Genomic DNA, 18,805 nt, shown 5'->3' with positions numbered 1-18,805 from the left:
TGGGCAGGTGGTGAGCGGGCAAAGCGATGTCGACGTCACCGTCGTCGGAAGCGGTCCGAACGGGCTGGCGGCCGCCGTGATCTGTGCGCGCGCGGGCCTGTCGGTCCGAGTGATCGAGGCCCAACCCACCGCCGGTGGTGGCGCCCGCTCGGCGCCTGACCCCGAGTATCCCGGCGTCGTCCACGACATCTGCTCGGCCGTGCACCCGCTCGGGGTGGCCTCTCCGTTCTTCGCCGAGTTCGACCTCGCCGCACGTGGCGTGCAGCTGCGCACGCCGGAGATCTCGTACGCGAACCCGTTGCCGGACCGGCCCGCTGCCGTCGCCTACCGCTCGCTGGAGCGCACCTGCGCAGAACTGGACGACGGCGCGTCCTGGCGGCGGCTGTTCGGCCCGCTGACCGAGCACGTCGACGGCGTGCTGGGTTTCTTCCTCGGCGACAAGCGCTCGCTGCCACCTGACCTCGTCACCACGGTGCGCACCGGATTACGCGTTCTGGCGATGGGCAGCCCCGCATGGAATCTGCTGCGGGGCGAGGACGCCCGCGCTCTGTTCACCGGGGTTGGCGTGCATGCGATCTCACGGATGCCCTCACCTGTCAACAGCGGCGCGGGCTTGATGCTCGGGACGGTGGCGCACACCGCCGGCTGGCCGGTGCCCGTCGGCGGCACGCAGGCGATCGCCGATGCCCTGATCGCCGACCTGCAGGCCCACGGAGGCGACGTGGTGCTCGGTGAACCCGTCACCGCACCGCCCCGCGGGGTCGTCATCTGGGATACCGCCCCGACCGCACTGCTCGACATCTACGGTGACGCCGTGCCCGCGCGATACGCAAAGGCGTTGCGGCGCTACACATTCGGCCCGGGGGTGTGCAAGGTCGACTTCGTGCTGTCCGGCGAGATCCCGTGGCGGGATCCGCGCCTGGCGCAGGCGGGCACCCTGCACATGGGCGGCACCCGGGCGCAGATGGCGTTGGCCGAACGGGAGATCGCCGCGGGCCGCCACGCCGAGTGGCCCATGACCCTGGCGGCGCTGCCGCACGTGGCCGATCCGTCCCGCGTCGACGACCAGGGCCGTCGGCCGCTGTGGACCTACGCTCATGTTCCCGCGAACTCCAGCGCAGACCTGACCGAGACGATCACCGGCCAGTTCGAGCGCGCCGCGCCCGGTTTCCGCGATCTGGTGCTCGCCGCGCGGTGCGTGCCCGCCGCCCGGATGGCCGCCCACAACGCGAACTACGTCGGTGGCGACATCGTCGTCGGCGGCGCAACGTTGTTCGCGGCGATGGTGGGACCCACACTGCGGGCGAACCCATGGACCACGGCGATTCCCAAGGCCTACCTGTGCTCGTCGGCCACGCCGCCGGGGACGGGTGTGCACGGCATGGCCGGCTACTACGCGGCACGCACGGTGCTGCGGCGCGAATTCGGCATCACGACCCTGCCGCAGCTGTCGCCCTGATCGTCGCCCCCAGTCCCCCAGGCCCGCGCGTAGTCTCGCGTCATGACCAAGCTTGCAGTGATCTACTACTCGGCCACCGGACACGGCACCACGATGGCCAATCGCGTGGCCGCCACGGCGGAATCGGCCGGTACCGAGGTGCGCCTACGCCACATCGCCGAAACCCGCGACCCGGAATCCTTCGCCGAGAACCCCGCATGGACCGCCAATTACGAAGCGACGAAAGACCTTCCGGCCGCGACCGGCGACGACATCGTCTGGGCCGACGCGGTGATCTTCGGCTCCCCCACCCGCTTCGGCAACACCGCCTCGCAGTTTCGGTCCTTCATCGATTCTCTCGGCGGCCTGTGGGCCCAGGGCAAGCTCGCCGACAAGGTCTACGCCGGCTTCACCTCGTCACAGACCGCGCACGGCGGCCAGGAGACCACGCTGTTGACCCTCTACATCACGCTGATGCACTTCGGCGGGATCATCGTCGCGCCCGGCTACACCGACGGGGTGAAGTTCGCCGACGGAAATCCCTATGGCGTGGGGCATGTGACAGGTCCCGAGAACCGCAACGAGTTGGACGAGGCCACACTGGCCGCACTGGACCATTTGGCGCGTCGGGTGGTCAGCACCGCCGAGCGCCTCTCCTAGAGATACGAAAGTCGGTGCCGTTCACACAGAACGGCACCGACTTTCGGGGGCGAACCTAAGCGGTTTCGGTGATCGGGCGGTCGACCCAGCTCATCAGGTCACGCAGCTTCTTGCCGGTGACCTCGATCGGGTGCTCGGCGTTCTCCTTGCGGAGCTGCTCGAGTTCCTTGTTGCCACCCTCGACGTTGGCGACCAGCCGCTTGACGAACGTGCCGTCCTGGATGTCCTTGAGGATGTCCTGCATCCGCTTCTTGGTGTCGGCGTCGATGACGCGCGGACCCGACAGGTAGCCGCCGAACTCCGCGGTGTCGGACACCGAGTAGTTCATCCGCGCGATGCCGCCCTCGTACATGAGGTCGACGATCAGCTTGAGCTCGTGCAGCACCTCGAAGTAGGCCATCTCGGGGGCGTAGCCGGCCTCGACCATGACCTCGAAGCCGGTCTTGACCAGTTCTTCGGTGCCGCCGCACAGCACGGCCTGCTCACCGAAGAGGTCGGTCTCGGTCTCCTCTTTGAAGGTGGTCTTGATGACGCCGGCACGGGCACCGCCGATGGCCTTGGCGTAGGACAGCGCGAGCGCCTCACCCTCACCCTTGGGATCCTGATCCACCGCGATCAGGCAGGGCACGCCCTTGCCGTCGACGAACTGACGACGCACCAGGTGGCCCGGCCCCTTGGGAGCGACCATGCCGATCGTGACGTTGGCGGGAGGCTTGATCAGCCCGAAGTGGATGTTCAGGCCGTGGCCGAAGAACAGCGCATTGCCGTCTTCGAGGTTCGGCTCGATGTCGTTCGTGAAGATCTCGGCCTGCGCGGTGTCGGGGGCGAGCAGCATGATCACGTCGGCCCACTTGGCCACCTCGGCCGGCGTGTCGACGTCGAGGCCCTGCTCGGTGACCTTCTCGCGGGACTTCGACCCCTCCTTGAGGCCGACCTTCACCTGCACACCGGAGTCACGCAGGCTCAGCGAGTGCGCGTGCCCCTGGCTGCCGTAGCCGATGACGCCGACCTTGCGGCCCTGGATGATCGACAGGTCCGCGTCGTCGTCATAGAACATCTCAACTGCCATTGTCGTGAATCTTCTTTCTGCTCTTCGCTTGTCGTTGACTACTTGGTGCTGATACCGCGAGGACCGCGGGACAGCGACACCACACCGGATTGGACGATCTCCCGGACCCCATAGGGCTCGAGCACCCGTAACAGCGCCTCGATCTTCTCAGGTGTCCCGGTGGCCTCGACCGTCAGTGACTCGTTGGAGACGTCGACGACCTTCGCGCGGAACAGGTTGACCGCCTCGATGACCTGACCGCGGGTGGCGGCGTCGGTGCGGACCTTGATGAGGGCGAGCTCGCGGGAGACGGAGGCCTCCTCGTCCTGCTCGACGATCTTGATCACGTTGATCAGCTTGTTGAGCTGTTTGGTGATCTGCTCCAACGGCGACTCCTCGACGTCGACCACGATGGTCATCCGCGAGAGGTCCTTGTGTTCGGTGGCGCCGACGGCCAGGGACTGGATGTTGTACCCGCGCCGCGAGAACAGCGATGCCACCCGGGCCAGGACGCCCGGTTTGTCCTCGACGAGCACCGACAGGGTGTGCGTGGTGGTCATCAGGCGTGTCCCTCTTCGTTGTCGAACAGCGGCCGAATCCCGCGCGCTGCCTGGATCTCGTCGTTGCTGGTGCCTGCGGCGACCATCGGCCACACCTGCGCGTCGGCGCCCACGACGAACTCGATGACCACCGGGCGGTCGTTGATCTCGCGCGCCTGGTTGATCACGTCTTCGACGTCCTCTTCGCGTTCACAGCGCAGCGCGACACAGCCCAGCGCCTCGGACAGCTTGACGAAATCCGGGATGCGACGGGTGTGTGTGGCCAAATCGGTTTGGCTGTAGCGCTCCTCGTAGAACAGGGTCTGCCACTGCCGCACCATGCCGAGGTTGCCGTTGTTGATCAGCGCGACCTTGATCGGCACACCTTCGATGGCACAGGTGGCGAGCTCCTGATTCGTCATCTGGAAGCAGCCGTCGCCGTCGATGGCCCACACCTCGGTGTCGGGGCAGCCCATCTTCGCGCCCATCGCGGCGGGCACCGCGTAGCCCATCGTGCCCAGCCCACCGGAATTCAGCCAGGTCTTGGGCTTCTCGTACTTGATGAACTGCGCCGCCCACATCTGGTGCTGGCCCACGCCGGCCACGTAGATCGCTTCCGGGCCGGCGATCTTGCCCAGCGTCTCGATCACGTACTCCGGTGAGAGGCTGCCGTCGCTCTGCGGTCCGTAGCTCAGCGGGTACGTCGACTGGATTCCGCTGAGGTACTCCCGCCAGTTGTCCAGCGGTGTGGAGCCGAGGCCACCGTCCCGGCGCAGGGCGTCGATCAGGTCGGCGATGACGGCCTTCACGTCGCCCACGATCGGCACGTCGGCGTGCCGGTTCTTGCCGATCTCGGCGGGATCGATGTCGGCGTGGATCACCTTGGCTTCGGGCGCGAACGAATCCAGCTTGCCCGTCACGCGGTCGTCGAAGCGGGTGCCGAGGGCGATCAGCAGATCGCTGCGCTGCAGCGCCGCCACCGCGGCCACGGTGCCGTGCATGCCGGGCATGCCGAGGTTCTGCGAGTGGCTGTCGGGGAACGCGCCCCGCGCCATCAACGTGGTCACCACCGGGATACCGGTGAGCTCGGCCAGCGCCAGCAGCTCCTCGGAGGCTTCGCCGCGGATGATGCCGCCGCCGACGTAGAGGACCGGCTTGCGTGCTGCCGCGATCAGCTTGGCGGCCTCCCGGATCTGCCGGTTGTGCGGCTTGGTGTTCGGCTTGTAGCCGGGCAGCTCGAACTTCGGCGGCCAGCTGAAGGTGCACTGACCCTGCAGCACGTCCTTGGGGATGTCGACCAGCACGGGCCCCGGCCGACCGCTGGCAGCGATGTGGAACGCCTCGGCGATGACGCGGGCGATGTCGTCGCCGTTGCGGACCAGGAAGTTGTGCTTGGTCACGGGCATGGTGATGCCGGAGATGTCGGCTTCCTGGAAAGCGTCGGTGCCGATGAGCCCGCGGCCGACCTGACCGGTGATGGCCACCACCGGAATCGAATCCATGTAGGCGTCGGCCAGCGGTGTCACCAGGTTGGTGGCGCCGGGGCCAGAGGTGGCCATGCACACCCCCACCCGCCCGGTCGCATGGGCGTAGCCGCTGGCGGCGTGGCCGCCGCCCTGCTCGTGCCGGACCAACACGTGGCGCAGCTTCACCGAGTCGTAGAGCGGGTCGTAGACGGGCAGCACCGCACCGCCGGGGATGCCGAAGATGACGTCGACATCGAGTTCCTCGAGTGCGCGGATGACGGCTTGTGCGCCGGTGAGCGCAACGGGCGCAACCTTTTTGGGCTGCGACGGAGTGGGGGCGGCGGTGCGGGTCCCGTTGGCCGGGGTCGCCGGCTGCTCAGGTGCTCGCGTGGTGGGTGCGCTCACGGTGTCCTCTGTGTCCTGTCCGGCCTGGTCTGGCTTGGGTAGATCTTCTCAAATCGGTGCTGGGGCAACAAAAAACCCCCGTCAGCCGGGAGGCTGAGCGAGGGTTGCGCGTCGATGCGGTGGTGCTATGCCCGGACCAGGGCTAGCGCGGCATCAACGCGCAACCCAATTACTACGAGCGAGCCCGGGATCTGCATAGCTCCCGACGGTAGCCCGCGAACCGGACTTCGGTCAAATTGCGGCGTGGGTGGGGATGGGATGATGGACGCATGGCCTCCACGTCGTCGCCCGCCCCGGTCGTGATCCGCATCTCCCCCATGGCGCACCTCGCGGTCGTGCTCTTCGCGCTGGCTCTGCTGTCGATCGTGTTCGCCGGGCCCGGCTGGTTCGTCCTGTTGCTGTTGATCCCGGTCGCCCTGTCGGTCGTGATCGCGCGCTACCGCACGGTCGCCGACCGGGACACCGTCACCGCGCGCACACTGTTCGGCACGCAGACGATGCGGTGGGAGGACATCGACGGACTGCGATTCGGCAAGAAAGCCTGGGCCCTGGCCCGGCGTTCCGACGGGACCGAGGTCTCGCTGCCCGCCGTCACGTTCGCCAGCCTGCCGGTGCTGACGGCCGCCAGCGGCGGGCGAGTGCCGAACCCGTACGACTAGCCCCTCAGGACAGCGGGTTCGCGCCGTTGAGCAGCACCCAGATCGCGACGCCTGCGCCGATGCCGAGAACGAGCGCGGCGAAGGAGCCGAGGAACGGGCGGCGGGCCCACCCGCGCCCAGCGTCCAGACCGTAGCGGCCGGGACCGGCGAGGATGATCGCTGCCACAGCCGCCACGAGCACGATCTGGTACTCGTGACCGTCGGTGAGGAAGGCCGACAGCCGCGCGTCGTTGTGGGCCTCGATCGCCTCGGCGAGTACCGCGTTGATCAGGTAGGCCAGCGCACCCGCGGCCGCCAGCGGAGTGAACAGGCCCAGCACCAGCAGGATGCCGGCGGCGATTTCCCCGCCGGCGGCGACGTAGCCGAGGATCTCCGCGTACCGGAAGCCCGCGTCGGCGATGTAGTCGCGGAACCCGCCCAGCCCGGGGCCGCCCCACAGCCCGAACATGTTCTGCAGCCCGTGCGCGACCAGCAGGACGCCGACGGAGACGCGCAGCACCAACAGGCCGAGGTCCTGGGTGCCGCGGCGGTCCCGCTCGCGGCGCTCATCGAGACTGCCGACCTCGGTCGGGGCGGCCGCCGGCGAGCCGTAGGAGCCGGCGGCCAAGCCCCCTCCCGGCTGGACGTACGGGAGGGGTTCGGCATCTCCCAGCAGTCCGAACGGTTGCTGATCAGCCGGTTTGGCGGTGTCGTAGCGCGGGATCGCCGTGGTCTCGAAGTCGCCGCCGTAGTGCGCCGAGGGCAGATCGTCCTCGGGGTCCACCAGACGTGCCGAGGCGGGCCGGCCGGCCGAGTCGGCGGGCCGCTGCCAGGGTTGTGAGTCATGCGGGCTGGTCACACCTGCCAGGGTAGGTGCTGCTCAAGTCGTGGCCGGGAATTCGCTCGGCGCGCCCGACCACGTGTTTTCTTCCTGGTTGCGGCTGCTCGACCCGGTCGGCGTCCAGGCGCCGTGGCGAGCACTGCGCAACGATCCGTAATCTGGCTCGCATGAGTCGACGCCGCGCATTGCGGGCAGCCACGGTGGTGGCCAGTGCTGCGCTGATCGGCATCACCGGCTGTGCGCGCTTCGATTCGGCCCAGTCGCAGCCCTTCACCACGGAACCTCGGATGGCGCCCGGCTCCGAGTCGACGCCGCCTCCACCGCCACCGCTGCCCGCCCAGCCGTTTCCCAAGCAGTGCCCGGCACCCGGGGTGATGCAGGGCTGCCTCGACAGCACCAGCGGACTGATCATGCTGCCGGACAGTCAGTCGGCACTGGTCGCCGAGCGGGTGACCGGGGAGGTCAAACAGGTCGCGACGAGGGCCGAGCCGTTCGTCAAGATGACGATTCCGGTCGACGCCAGCGGTGACGGCGGGCTGATGGACATCGTGCAGTCCCCGACCTACCAGCAGGACCGGTTGACCTACGCCTACATCAGCACCCCGACCGACAACCGCGTGGTTCGCATCGCCGACGGCGACGTGCCCAAGCCGATCCTGACCGGCATCCCCAAGGGCGCCACGGGCAACACCGGGTCCCTGATCTTCACCAGCCCCACCACGCTGATGGTGCAGACCGGCGACGCGGGCGATCCCGCGCTGGCCGCCGACCCCACGTCGCTGGCGGGCAAGCTGCTGCGCATCGAGCAACCCACCACGGTCAACCAGGCGCCCATCACCACCGCGCTGTCCGGCCTCGGGCCCGGGGGCGGCATGTGCATCGATCCGTCCGACGAATCGCTGTATGTCACCGACCGCACCCCGACCGCCGACCGGCTGCAGCGCATCACCAAGGACTCGAAGGTGTCCACGGTGTGGACCTGGCCGGACCGGCCGGGAGTGGCCGGGTGCGCCGCGCTCGACGGCACCGTTCTGGTGAATCTCGTCAACACCAAGCAGACCGTCGCGGTGCGCATGGCGCCGGACACCGGCGCGGTCACGGGCGACCCCGAGGTGGTGCGCCAGGATCAACACGGCCACGCCTGGGCACTGGAGGTCGCTCCCGACGGCAACATCTGGGGCGCCACCGTCAACAAGACCTCCGGCGACGCGCAGAAGCTCGACGACGTGGTGTTCCCGTTGTTCCCGCAGGGCGGCGGCTTCCCCCGGGCCAACGACGAGAAGACCTAGGCCGGCTCAGGCCTGGCTGGGCCCCGACCCCGGTAGACGCAGGATCAGGCGGGTGCCGCCGAGGGGGCTGTGCTCCAAAGCCGCTGTGCCACCGTGAATCTCGGCCTGCTGCGCGACCAAGGCGAGCCCCAGGCCGGAACCGGAACGCGACGCGGTCGACCCGCGGTGGAAGCGCTGGAACACGTCCTGGCGTTCCTCGTCGGGGACCCCGGATCCGTTGTCGTCCACCGCGATCTCCACGCCGTCGGCCGAGCTGATCACGCTGAGCTGGACGCGCGTCGCACCCCCGTGCTTGACGGCGTTGGCGATCGCGTTGTCGATCACCAATCGCAGGCCGGCGGGCATCCCCAACATCAGCACCGTCGTCGACGAGGCCAGGGTGACCTCCAGCCCCGGATAATTGTGCATGGCGTCGTGAGCGGCCCGGTCGAGCAGCTCGGCAACATCGAGGGGAACGAAGTCGGCCACGGTGGTCAGCTCGCCCTGGGCCAGCCGCTCGAGCGCGGACAGTGTCGCCTCGATCCGCGACTGCGTGCGCATGACGTCACCGATGACCTCGCGGCGCTGCTCGGGGCCGAGGTCGAGCGTCATCAACACCTCGAGGTTGGTGCGCATGGCCGTCAACGGGGTGCGCAACTCATGGGAGGCGACCGCCGCGAAGTCGCGCGCCGATTCCAGCGCCGCTCGGGTCCGCTGCTGTTCGTCGCCGATGCGGGCGAGCATGCCCTCCACCGCCTCGGAGATCTCGACGGCCTCCCACACCCCACGTACCTGCACCTCGTCGGGGTTGGACTGGGCGTTGATCGCGCGGGCCTGCTGGGCCAGCAGCCGGAACGGGTTCACCATGATCAGCGCGATCACCCACCCCACGAGCAGCGTGGCCAGGATGACGCCGGTGCAGATCCAGAACACTCGCCAGTGCAACGAGTCGATCCGCGCCTTGGTCTCGGCCAGCGGCGCACCCAGCGCGATGGACGCGGTGCCGGTGGTGATCGTCCGGATGCGGTACGGGACACCGTCGATCGTCGCGTCGGAGTACCCATTGGACAGCTCGGGCAGCACGATGTCGGCAGGAATCGACACCACGACCGAGCCGATCCGCGCCGTGCGTACCAGCCCGCCCTCGGCCGGTTCGGGGCCCACGCCGTCCTGCGCGCTGCGAAGCAGGGTGTTCACATCACCCAGGCTGGACAGCGAGTCCAACCGGCGGTCGAGCTGGTCGTACTGGTCGTTGGTGACCCCCACCCACACCCAGACGCCGAGGGTCAGCACCAGGATGATCACGCCGACCTGGGCCAGGATGACGATTGAGCGCAGCGACAGCAGCCGCAGCGGATGCGAGAGCAGCCGCAGTACGAGGTCCTGGGCGCGCCTCATCTGCAGCGTCAACTGCAGGCGGCCATGACCAGTTCACGCACGCGCGCGGCGTCGGCCTGGCCCTTGGTCGCCTTCATGACGGCGCCGACGATGGCCCCCGCGGCAGCCACCTTGCCGCCGCGGATCTTCTCGGCGATGTCGGGATTGGCGGCCAGCGCCTCGTCGACCGCGGATTGGATCAGCGAGTCGTCGCGGACCACGGCCAGTCCACGGTCGTTCATGACCTGCTCGGGTTCTCCCTCCCCGGCGAGCACACCCTCGACGACCTGGCGGGCCAGCTTCGTGGTCAGTGTGCCGTCATCGACGAGCTTGACCACTGCGGCCACCTGGGCGGGCGTGATGGGTAGCTCGTCGAGTTCGGCGCCGCGCTCGTTGGCCTTTTGCACCAGGAAGTTGCCCCACCACGCGCGGGCGGCTTCGCTGGACGCACCGTGCTCGACGGTGGCCGTGATCAGATCGAGCGCTCCGATGTTGACGAGATCGCGCATCACCTCGTCGGAAACACCCCAGTCCTGCTGAATGCGCTTGCGCGCCAACCAGGGAAACTCTGGGATGGTGGCGCGCAACCGCTCGACGAGTTCGTCACTGGGGGCGACGGGTTCGAGATCGGGTTCGGGGAAATAGCGGTAGTCCTGCGCGGTCTCCTTGCTGCGGCCCGGCGAGGTGTAGCCGTCTTCGTGGAAGTGGCGGGTCTCCTGGGTGACTGTGCCGCCAGATCCCAGAACGGCTGCCTGCCTACGCATTTCGTAGCGAACCGCAACTTCCACGCTCTTGAGCGAGTTGACGTTCTTGGTTTCGGTGCGGGTACCGAACTCGGCTTGGCCGATGGGTTTGAGCGAGACGTTGGAGTCGCAGCGCATCGAGCCCTGATCCATCCGGACATCGGAAACGTCCAAGGCGCGCAACAGATCTCGCAATGCGGTCACGTACGCACGGGCGATCTCGGGGGCGCGGGCACCGGCGCCTTCGATCGGCTTGGTGACGATCTCGATCAGCGGCACACCGGAGCGGTTGTAATCGGCCAGCGAGGTCGTCGCGCCGGCGATGCGGCCGGTGTCGCTGCCCAGATGGGTCAGCTTGCCGGTGTCCTCCTCCATGTGCGCACGCTCGATCTCCACGCGCCACGTGCTGCCGTCGTCGAGCGGTACGTCCAGGTGACCGTCGACGGCGATCGGCTCGTCGTACTGGCTGATCTGGTAGTTCTTGGGCTGGTCGGGATAGAAGTAGTTCTTGCGGGCGAACCGGCCCCACGGCGCGATCTGGCAGTTCAGCGCGAGGCCGATGCGGATGGCGGACTCGACCGCGGCCTCGTTGAGCACCGGCAGCGAGCCGGGCAACCCGAGGCAGACCGGGCACACCTGGGTGTTGGGTTCGCCCCCGAAGCGGTTCGGGCAGCCGCAGAACATCTTGGTCTGCGTCGAGAGCTCGACGTGCACCTCGAGGCCCAGCACCGGCTCGTAGGAGGCGATGACCTGGTCGTAATCCAGCAGCTCGGCGGTGTCGACAGACATGACCCCGATCCTAGTGGGTCACTTTTCCCCGGCGAACAGACGCGAACTCGAGCATTTTCCCCGGCGAGTCACTCGAGTTCATGTCTTCTCGGCGGAAAGAGCTCAGCCGAAGAACTCCGCGGCGTCGTCGTAGCGACTCTGCGGCACCAGCTTGAGTTGGCGCACGGCCTCCTCGAGTGGCACGCGGCCGATGTCCTGCCCACGCAGCGAGACCATCATGCCGTACTCACCGGCGTGGGCAGCGTCGGCGGCGTTGACGCCGAAGCGGGTGGCCAGCACCCGGTCGTAGGGCGTTGGGGTGCCGCCACGTTGGACGTGGCCCAGCACGGTCACGCGCACCTCCTTCTTGATGCGCTGCTCGACCTCGAGCGCCAACTGCTGCGCGACGCCGGTGAACCGCTCGTGACCGAACTCGTCCATGCCACCCTTGCGCAACTGCATGGTGCCCTCCGCGGGTTTCGCGCCCTCGGCGACAACGCAGATGAAGTGCGAATCTCCGCGCTGGAAGCGACGTTTGACCAGTCGGCACACTTCCTCGACGTCGAACGGCTGCTCGGGGATCAGCGTCATGTGCGCACCCGAGGCCATTCCGGCGTTCAACGCTATCCACCCCGCGTGCCTGCCCATCACCTCGACGAGCATGACGCGCTGATGCGACTCGGCCGTGCTGTGCAGCCGGTCGATGGCCTCGGTGGCGATTGTCAGCGCGGTGTCGTGCCCGAATGTCACGTCGGTGCAGTCGATGTCGTTGTCGATGGTCTTCGGAACCCCGACGACCGGCACGCCCTCCTGCGAGAGCCAGTGTGCGGCGGTCAGCGTGCCCTCCCCGCCGATGGGGATCAGCACGTCGATGCCGTTGTCCTCGAGCGTCTGCTTGATCTGGTCCAAGCCGGCGCGCAGCTTGTCGGGGTTGGTCCTGGCCGTGCCGAGCATCGTGCCGCCCTTGGCGAGCAGCCGGTCATTGCGGTCGTCGTTGGCCAGCTGGATGCGCCGGTCCTCGAGCAGTCCGCGCCACCCGTCCAGGAAGCCGACGACCGAGGACCCATACCGCGCGTCGCAGGTCCGCACGACCGCCCTGATCACCGCGTTCAGTCCTGGGCAGTCACCGCCGCCGGTCAGTACTCCGATGCGCATGGTCACCATCCTCCCCTGTCACAGCGCAGTCGGCAGAGCACCCCGGGCAACTTCATAGGCCGCACCCACTCGGTAGAGCCGGTCGTCGGCCAGCGCCGGCGCCATGATTTGCAGTCCCACCGGCAGGTTGTCGTCGCTCGACAGCCCCGAGGGCACCGACATCCCGCAGTGGCCGGCCAGATTCAGCGGCAGCGTGCACAGGTCGAACAGGTACATCGACAGCGGGTCGTCGACCTTCTCGCCCAGGGCGAAGGCCGTGGACGGTGTGGTCGGCGTCACCAAGACATCGACCTTCTGGTACGCCTCGTCGAGATCGCGCGCGATCAGCGTGCGGACCTTCTGCGCTTGGTTGTAGTAAGCGTCGTAGTACCCGGCCGAGAGCGCGTATGCGCCGATCATGATGCGGCGCTTGACTTCTGGGCCGAAGCCGGCCGCTCGGGTCAGCGCCATCACCTCTTCGGCGCTGTGGGTTCCGTCGTCGCCGACGCGCAGCCCGTAGCGCATGCCGTCGAATTTCGCGAGGTTGGACGACACCTCCGACGGCAGGATCAGGTAGTAGGCCGGCAGCGAGTAGTCGAAGTGCGGGCAGTCCACCTCGGTGATCTCCGCGCCGAGAGCGCTGAGCTGGTCGACGGCCGCGGTGAACGACGCGAGCACGCCCGACTGGTAGCCCTCACCGCTGCGCAGCTGCTTGACCACACCGATGCGCACGCCCGAGAGATCACCGGCCGCTCCGGCCCGCGCCGCGGCGACGACGTCGGGCACCTCCGCGTCGATCGACGTCGAGTCGAGCGGATCGTGGCCTGCGATGACCTGGTGCAGCAGCGCGGTGTCCAGCACGGTGCGGGCGCACGGGCCGCCCTGGTCGAGGGACGACGCACACGCGATGAGTCCGTAGCGCGACACCGTGCCGTAGGTCGGCTTCACCCCGACGGTGGCGGTCAGCGCGGCGGGCTGACGGATCGATCCGCCGGTGTCGGAGCCGATGGCCAGCGGGGCCTGGAACGCAGCCAGGGCGGCGGCGCTGCCACCGCCGGAACCGCCGGGCACCCGCTCGATGTCCCACGGATTGCGGGTCGGTCCATAAGCCGAGTTCTCGGTCGAGCTGCCCATCGCGAACTCGTCCATGTTGGTCTTGCCGAGGATCGGGATGCCGGCGGCACGCAGCCGGGCGGTGACCGTCGCGTCGTACGGGGACGTCCACCCTTCGAGGATCTTCGATCCGCAGGTGGTGGGCATGTCCGCGGTGGTGAACACGTCCTTGAGTGCCAGCGGGACACCGGCCAGCGGCGAGGGGAGCTCCTCACCGGCCGACACGGCTCTGTCGATCTCGGCCGCGGCGGCCAGGGCCTGCTCCCCCGCGACGTGCAGGAACGCGTGGTAGTCACCGTCAGTGGCCGCGATCTGGTCCAGGCAGGCCCGCGTCGCCTCGAACGAGGACACCTCCCCGTTGGCGATCTTGCCGGCCAGCGTGGCGGCGTCGAGCCGGATCAGATCGGTGGAGGTCATTCGGGCTCCCCGAGGATGCGCGGCACCGCGAAGCGCCCGTCTGCGGCGCTGGGCGCCGCGGCCAGCGCCTGCTCCTGCGTCAGGCACGGCTGCGGTTCGTCGGCTCGGAAGACGTTCACGCTCGCGAGCGGGTTGTCGGTGGCGGCGACGCCGGTGACGTCGACCGCCTGGATCTGGCTGACGTGGCCGAGGATGGCGTCGAGCTGACCGGCGAAACCACTCAGTTCCTCGTCGGTCAGGGCCAGACGGGCCAGCCGCGCCAAGTGCGCTACCTCGTCTCGGGAGATCTGGGACACGACCACGAAGCCTAGTTCACCGTGGCACCGGCGCTTCCGTCCGAGTCGCCGCCGCCCAGGAGTCCGTGACACAGTGTTGCGCGTGCCGTCGTATCTGCTGCGCGTCGAGCTGGAGGACCGCCCGGGCCGCCTCGGTTCGTTGGCCGTGGCCCTGGGGTCCGTCGGTGCCGACATCCTGTCGCTCGACGTGGTCGAGCGCGGGTCCGGCTATGCCGTCGACGATCTGGTGGTCGAGCTTCCTCCGGGCGCCATGCCCGACATGCTGATCACCGCGGCGGAGAAGATCAACGGCGTCTACGTCGACAGCATCCGGCCGCACACCGGGCTGCTCGAAGCGCACCGAGAGCTCGAGCTGATCGATCACGTGGCCGCCGCGGACGGCAAGGATTGCCGTCTGCAGGTGTTGGTGGACGAGGCACCCAAGGTGTTGCGGGTCGGATGGTGCACGGTGACACGCCTCACCGAGCAGGGGCCGCACCGCGTGGTCGGTAGCTCCGGGGCACCCGAGACGCAGGCTGCGCAGACGCCGTGGCTGCCGCTGACCGCTCCGACGGCCCTGGACGGCCACGCGGACTGGGTGCCCCAGGTGTGGCGGGACATGGACACGACGCTGGCCGCGGCGCCGCTCGGCGACAGCCACACCGCGATCGTGCTCGGCCGCCCCGGGGGCCCCGAGTTCCGTCCCAGCGAGGTCGCACGGCTCGGTTACCTCGCCGGCATCATCGCGACGATCCTGCGTTAGGTCTCCGGCTGCACGGCCTCCGACACCGCATCGGGACCATCGGCGAGCAGCCGCCGGAACCCGTCTTCGTCCAGCACGGGGACCCCGAGCTCGATGGCCTTGTCGTATTTCGATCCCGGGGCGTCGCCGGCGACCACGTACGCCGTCTTCTTCGACACCGAGCTGGCGGCCTTGCCGCCACGCGCGATGATCGCTTCCTTCGCGTCGTCGCGACTGAACCCGGTCAGTGAGCCGGTGACGACGATCGACAGACCCTCGAGCGTGCGCTCGATGCTGGCGTCACGCTCGTCCTCCATCCGCACACCGGCGGCCCGCCACTTGTCGACGATCGCGCGATGCCAATCGACGGTGAACCAGTCGGTGACCGCGGCGGCGATCGTCGGGCCGACGCCTTCGGTGGCCGCCAGCTGTTCCTCCGATGCCGACGTGATCGCCTCGAGGCTGCCGAACTCGGTGGCCAGCGCACGCGCCGCGGTCGGGCCGACGTGGCGGATGGACAGCGCCACCAGCACCCGCCACAGCGGTTGCGCCTTGGCCTTGTCCAGATTCGCCAACAGTCGCTTGCCGTTCGCCGACACCTGGCCGGCCTTGGTGGTGAACAACTCCGTGCGCAGCAGGTCCTGCGCGGTCAGCCCGAACAGATCCCCCTCGTCGGTGATCACCCCGGCCGCCAGCAGGGCGGTGGCGGCTTCGTAGCCCAGTCCCTCGATGTCGAACGCGCCGCGGCCGGCGACGTGGAACACCCGCTCGCGCAGTTGCGCCGGGCAGGACCGCGAATTCGGGCAGCGGATGTCGGCGTCACCTTCTTTGGCCGGCGCCAGCTCGGTAGCGCACTCGGGGCAGTGCGTCGGCATGGTGAACTCGCGCTCGGAGCCGTCGCGCAGATCCACCACGGGGCCGAGCACTTCGGGGATCACGTCGCCGGCTTTGCGGATCACCACCGTGTCGCCGATCAGCACGCCTTTGCGTTTGACCTCCGACCCGTTGTGCAGTGTGGCCAGCCCGACCGTCGACCCCGCGACCTTGACCGGCTCCATGTAGGCGAACGGCGTCACCCGGCCGGTGCGGCCCACGTTGACGCGGATGTCGAGGAGTTTGGTGGTCGCCTCTTCCGGCGGGTACTTGTAGGCCACCGCCCAGCGGGGTGCGCGCGACGTCGCCCCCAGTCGGCGTTGCAGCGCCACCGCGTCCACCTTGACCACCACGCCGTCGATCTCGTGCTCGACGTCATGGCGGTGCTCACCCCAGTAGGCGATGCGTTGGGTGGCCGCGTCCAGACCCCTGACCTGCGCGGTGTGCTCGGACACCGGGAGCCCCCACGCACCGAGGGCGCGGTAGGCGTCGTGCAGCGTGGCGAACGGAAAACCGCCCGGGCTCTCGATGTGTCCCAATCCGTGGCAGATCATCCGCAGCCGGCGCTTCGCCGTGACCGCCGGATTCTTCTGGCGCAGCGAGCCCGCGGCGCTGTTGCGCGGATTGGCGAACGGCGGCTTGCCCTCGGCCACCAGGCCTGCGTTGAGCTCCTCGAAGTCGGCCACCCGGAAGAACACCTCACCGCGCACCTCGAGCACCGGGGGGACCGGGAATTCGTCTGTGGGAGTAAGTGTTTCGGGGATGTCTTCGATGGTGCGCGCGTTGAGCGTGACGTCCTCACCGGTGCGACCGTCGCCCCGGGTGGCCGCGCGGACGAGCCTGCCGTCGCGATAGACGAGCGCGAGTGCCACACCGTCGATCTTGAGCTCACACAGGTATTGGGCGTCCGGGCCGATCTCGTTCGCGATGCGCGCCGCCCAGGCGGCCAACTCGTCGGGGTCGAAGACGTTGTCCAGGCTGAGCATCCGCTCGAGGTGCTCGGCCGGGGTGAAGTCGGTCGCGAATCCGGCGCCACCGACGAGCTGGGTCGGCGAGTCGGGCGTGCGGAGCTCGGGGTGCTCCTCCTCCAGAGCCTGCAGGCGACGCAGCATGGTGTCGAACTCGGCGTCGGAGATGACCGGTGCATCGCGCACGTAGTAACGGAACTGATGCTCGCGCACCTCGTCGGCGAGGTCTTGCCAGCGCCGACGCACTTCGGCATCCGGGGCGTCGTCGGCCTGCTCGGCCAGCACTGCCTCGGGATTGGGCGACGCCTCAGGACTCACCCCCGCAGGCTATCGAAACCGACCGACACCTCCGTCCGGGACCGCTGGCTACGCTGCATGGTGGCGTCCTACAAATTGATGACGCAGCTCGACGAAGACCGACCCGGCGCGACCCGGACATGATTCGATCGGAGACACCATGAGCTTCTCGAGCCCCTTCCCCGAAGTCGACATCCCCACCGCGAGCGTCTACGACTACCTGTTCTCGGGACTGACAGGCCCCGACACCGAGCACCTGGATCGGGTCGCCTTGATCGACTCCACGACAGGCCGGCAGACCAGCTATCGCGAAATGGTCGCGCGCATCGACTCATTCGCGGGTGCTCTCGCTGCCAGGGGGTTGGGCGTCGGCGACGTCGTCGGGCTGTTGGCCCCCAACAGCTCGGCGTTCGCGGTGGCGTTCCACGGCATCCTGCGCGCCGGAGTCACCGCGACGACCATCAACGCGCTGTTCACCGCGAAGGACATCGCCGAGCAGCTGACCGACTCCCGGGCGGCCATGCTGATCACGGTGTCCGCGCTGGCTCCGCAGGCCGCCGAGGCCGTCGCGATGGTCGGGCTGGACGCCGAGAACCTGGTGGTGCTCGACGGGCCGGGCCGGGCCGCCGACGGCCACCCGAACGCCGTCGAGCTGCTCGACGGCAACCCTGCACCTCCGGAGGTGACGTTCGCGCCGTCGTCGCATCTGGCCGCGCTGCCCTACAGCTCCGGGACGACGGGCAACCCCAAGGGCGTGATGCTGACGCACCGCAACCTGGTGGCCAACGTGGCGCAGATCCGACCGCTGCACGGCATGGTGCCCGATGACGTGGTGCTGGCGGTGTTGCCGTTCTTCCACATCTACGGGATGACGGTGCTGCTCAACGCCGCGCTGCATGCGCGCGCCCGGCTGGTCATCATGTCGAGCTTCGACCTCGCGAAGTTCCTGGGCAACATCGCCGAGCACCGAGCCACGATCGCGTTCATCGCGCCGCCGGTGGCTGTCGCACTGGCCAAGCACCCGATGGTCGACGAACACGACCTGTCGTCTCTGAAGGTGGTGATGTCGGGGGCGGCTCCCTTGGACGCCGACCTCGGTCGCGCCGTCGCCGAGCGGCTGGGCTGCCGGGTGGTGCAGGGCTACGGGATGAGCGAGCTCAGCCCCGTCAGCCACATCACCCCCTTCGACGCGGGCAAGCACGACATGCACGTCGATGCGCCTTTGAGTTCGGTGGGCTGGACGGTGTCGAACGCGGTGTCCAAGATCGTCGACCCCGAGACGGGCGACGACATCAACCCGCCCGAGGAAGGCCTCAGCGCGACCGGCGAACTGTGGTTCAAGGGCCCCAACGTGATGGCCGGATACCTCAACAACGACGACGCCACTCGTACCACCATCGACGACGACGGCTGGCTGCACACCGGTGACCTCGCCCAGGTGGACGCCCACGGTTGCGTCTACATCGTCGACCGGCTCAAAGAGCTCATCAAGTACAAGGGGTACCAGGTGCCCCCCGCCGAGTTGGAGGCCGTGCTGCTCGGCCACCCCGGCATCGCCGACGCGGCGGTGATCGGGGTGCCGGACGACGAGGGTGAAGAGGTGCCCAAGGCCTACGTGGTGAAGCAGCCCGACGCGGAGCTCACCGAGGACGAGGTCATCGAGTTCGTCGCCGGCCAGGTCGCGCCCTACAAGAAGGTACGTCGGGTCCAGTTCATCGACGCCATACCGAAATCGGCGTCGGGCAAGATCCTGCGCAAGGATCTGCGCACGGTCTGAGAGCTACAAGCACCACCC

The 18,805-nt window shown here is 68.6% G+C and carries 16 protein-coding genes; 6 read left to right on the top strand and 10 right to left on the bottom strand.

Annotation, left to right across the window (positions count from 1 at the left end; translation table 11 throughout):
- Positions 1–10 precede the first annotated feature (10 nt).
- On the top strand, positions 11–1,459 hold the full coding sequence (locus ACXYX3_RS08735) for a phytoene desaturase family protein (RefSeq protein ID WP_458612020.1): 1,449 nt from the start codon (positions 11–13) through the stop codon (positions 1,457–1,459).
- Positions 1,460–1,501: 42 nt separating this feature from the next.
- A complete protein-coding gene (gene wrbA / locus ACXYX3_RS08730; protein WP_458611421.1) occupies positions 1,502–2,098 on the top strand; it encodes an NAD(P)H:quinone oxidoreductase in 597 nt (198 codons plus the stop codon).
- Positions 2,099–2,153: 55 nt separating this feature from the next.
- Here wrbA and ilvC read toward each other — a convergent pair whose 3' ends face one another.
- Genes ilvC through ACXYX3_RS08715 form a run of 3 tightly spaced genes read right to left on the bottom strand, consistent with a single transcriptional unit; the run spans position 2,154 to position 5,556 of the window.
- On the bottom strand, positions 2,154–3,155 hold the full coding sequence (gene ilvC, locus ACXYX3_RS08725) for a ketol-acid reductoisomerase (protein ID WP_458612019.1): 1,002 nt from the start codon (positions 3,153–3,155) through the stop codon (positions 2,154–2,156).
- 50 nt (positions 3,156–3,205) lie between these two features.
- Positions 3,206–3,709, bottom strand: a complete 504-nt coding sequence (ilvN, locus tag ACXYX3_RS08720) for an acetolactate synthase small subunit (protein WP_241204209.1) — start codon at positions 3,707–3,709, stop codon at positions 3,206–3,208.
- The gene (locus tag ACXYX3_RS08715) at positions 3,706–5,556 is read right to left on the bottom strand and encodes an acetolactate synthase large subunit (RefSeq protein ID WP_458611420.1); all 1,851 of its coding nucleotides are present in this window, start codon (positions 5,554–5,556) and stop codon (positions 3,706–3,708) included. Before ACXYX3_RS08715 ends, ilvN begins: the two co-directional genes overlap by 4 nt.
- Positions 5,557–5,825: 269 nt before the next feature.
- On the opposite strand from ACXYX3_RS08715, the gene ACXYX3_RS08710 reads away from it, so the two are divergent.
- On the top strand, positions 5,826–6,215 hold the full coding sequence (locus ACXYX3_RS08710) for a PH domain-containing protein (RefSeq protein ID WP_458611419.1): 390 nt from the start codon (positions 5,826–5,828) through the stop codon (positions 6,213–6,215).
- A gap of 4 nt (positions 6,216–6,219) precedes the next feature.
- Here ACXYX3_RS08710 and ACXYX3_RS08705 read toward each other — a convergent pair whose 3' ends face one another.
- On the bottom strand, positions 6,220–7,053 hold the full coding sequence (locus ACXYX3_RS08705) for a DoxX family protein (protein ID WP_458611418.1): 834 nt from the start codon (positions 7,051–7,053) through the stop codon (positions 6,220–6,222).
- Positions 7,054–7,202: 149 nt separating this feature from the next.
- On the opposite strand from ACXYX3_RS08705, the gene ACXYX3_RS08700 reads away from it, so the two are divergent.
- Positions 7,203–8,324, top strand: a complete 1,122-nt coding sequence (locus ACXYX3_RS08700; protein ID WP_458611417.1) for a PQQ-dependent sugar dehydrogenase — start codon at positions 7,203–7,205, stop codon at positions 8,322–8,324.
- 6 nt (positions 8,325–8,330) lie between these two features.
- On the opposite strand, the gene ACXYX3_RS08695 is transcribed toward ACXYX3_RS08700, so the two are convergent.
- The 5 genes from ACXYX3_RS08695 to gatC form a co-directional block, all read right to left on the bottom strand.
- A complete protein-coding gene (locus ACXYX3_RS08695; RefSeq protein WP_458611416.1) occupies positions 8,331–9,701 on the bottom strand; it encodes a sensor histidine kinase in 1,371 nt (456 codons plus the stop codon).
- Positions 9,702–9,709: 8 nt separating this feature from the next.
- On the bottom strand, positions 9,710–11,212 hold the full coding sequence (gene gatB / locus ACXYX3_RS08690) for an Asp-tRNA(Asn)/Glu-tRNA(Gln) amidotransferase subunit GatB (protein WP_458611415.1): 1,503 nt from the start codon (positions 11,210–11,212) through the stop codon (positions 9,710–9,712).
- 102 nt (positions 11,213–11,314) lie between these two features.
- Positions 11,315–12,346, bottom strand: coding sequence for an ATP-dependent 6-phosphofructokinase (locus ACXYX3_RS08685; protein WP_241204041.1), 1,032 nt, complete (start codon positions 12,344–12,346; stop codon positions 11,315–11,317).
- Between the two features lie 18 nt (positions 12,347–12,364).
- The gene (gene gatA, locus ACXYX3_RS08680) at positions 12,365–13,855 is read right to left on the bottom strand and encodes an Asp-tRNA(Asn)/Glu-tRNA(Gln) amidotransferase subunit GatA (RefSeq protein WP_458611414.1); all 1,491 of its coding nucleotides are present in this window, start codon (positions 13,853–13,855) and stop codon (positions 12,365–12,367) included.
- Positions 13,852–14,151 carry an Asp-tRNA(Asn)/Glu-tRNA(Gln) amidotransferase subunit GatC gene (gatC, locus tag ACXYX3_RS08675; protein WP_458611413.1) on the bottom strand — a complete coding sequence of 100 codons (300 nt, stop codon included), beginning with the start codon at positions 14,149–14,151 and terminating at the stop codon, positions 13,852–13,854. Before gatC ends, gatA begins: the two co-directional genes overlap by 4 nt.
- Positions 14,152–14,233: 82 nt before the next feature.
- Here gatC and ACXYX3_RS08670 point away from each other — a divergent pair, with 82 nt between their 5' ends.
- Complete coding sequence (locus ACXYX3_RS08670) at positions 14,234–14,893, top strand: ACT domain-containing protein (RefSeq protein WP_458611412.1); 660 nt, start codon at positions 14,234–14,236, stop codon at positions 14,891–14,893.
- Here the strand turns inward: ACXYX3_RS08670 and ligA are convergent.
- On the bottom strand, positions 14,890–16,998 hold the full coding sequence (ligA, locus tag ACXYX3_RS08665) for an NAD-dependent DNA ligase LigA (protein WP_458612018.1): 2,109 nt from the start codon (positions 16,996–16,998) through the stop codon (positions 14,890–14,892). The genes ACXYX3_RS08670 and ligA overlap by 4 nt on opposite strands.
- Before the next feature lie 172 nt (positions 16,999–17,170).
- On the opposite strand from ligA, the gene ACXYX3_RS08660 reads away from it, so the two are divergent.
- On the top strand, positions 17,171–18,787 hold the full coding sequence (locus ACXYX3_RS08660; RefSeq protein ID WP_458611411.1) for a 4-coumarate--CoA ligase family protein: 1,617 nt from the start codon (positions 17,171–17,173) through the stop codon (positions 18,785–18,787).
- Positions 18,788–18,805: the final 18 nt, after the last annotated feature.

It is taken from the genome of Mycobacterium sp. Panama NTM2 (genome assembly GCF_054355555.1).
The sequence above is the reverse complement of the archived record's forward strand: the minus strand, read 5'-3'. Positions and strand labels throughout refer to the sequence as shown.

What these genes read in the sequence shown, in the direction of transcription:
- gatA (WP_458611414.1), bottom strand. Translation starts at nt 13,855, where the DNA reads ATGACCTCCACCGATCTGATCCGGCTCGACGCCGCCACGCTGGCCGGC.
- wrbA (WP_458611421.1), top strand. Translation starts at nt 1,502, where the DNA reads ATGACCAAGCTTGCAGTGATCTACTACTCGGCCACCGGACACGGCACC.
- ACXYX3_RS08700 (WP_458611417.1), top strand. Translation starts at nt 7,203, where the DNA reads ATGAGTCGACGCCGCGCATTGCGGGCAGCCACGGTGGTGGCCAGTGCT.
- gatB (WP_458611415.1), bottom strand. Translation starts at nt 11,212, where the DNA reads ATGTCTGTCGACACCGCCGAGCTGCTGGATTACGACCAGGTCATCGCC.
- ACXYX3_RS08710 (WP_458611419.1), top strand. Translation starts at nt 5,826, where the DNA reads ATGGCCTCCACGTCGTCGCCCGCCCCGGTCGTGATCCGCATCTCCCCC.
- ACXYX3_RS08660 (WP_458611411.1), top strand. Translation starts at nt 17,171, where the DNA reads ATGAGCTTCTCGAGCCCCTTCCCCGAAGTCGACATCCCCACCGCGAGC.
- ilvC (WP_458612019.1), bottom strand. Translation starts at nt 3,155, where the DNA reads ATGTTCTATGACGACGACGCGGACCTGTCGATCATCCAGGGCCGCAAG.
- ACXYX3_RS08685 (WP_241204041.1), bottom strand. Translation starts at nt 12,346, where the DNA reads ATGCGCATCGGAGTACTGACCGGCGGCGGTGACTGCCCAGGACTGAAC.
- ACXYX3_RS08695 (WP_458611416.1), bottom strand. Translation starts at nt 9,701, where the DNA reads ATGAGGCGCGCCCAGGACCTCGTACTGCGGCTGCTCTCGCATCCGCTG.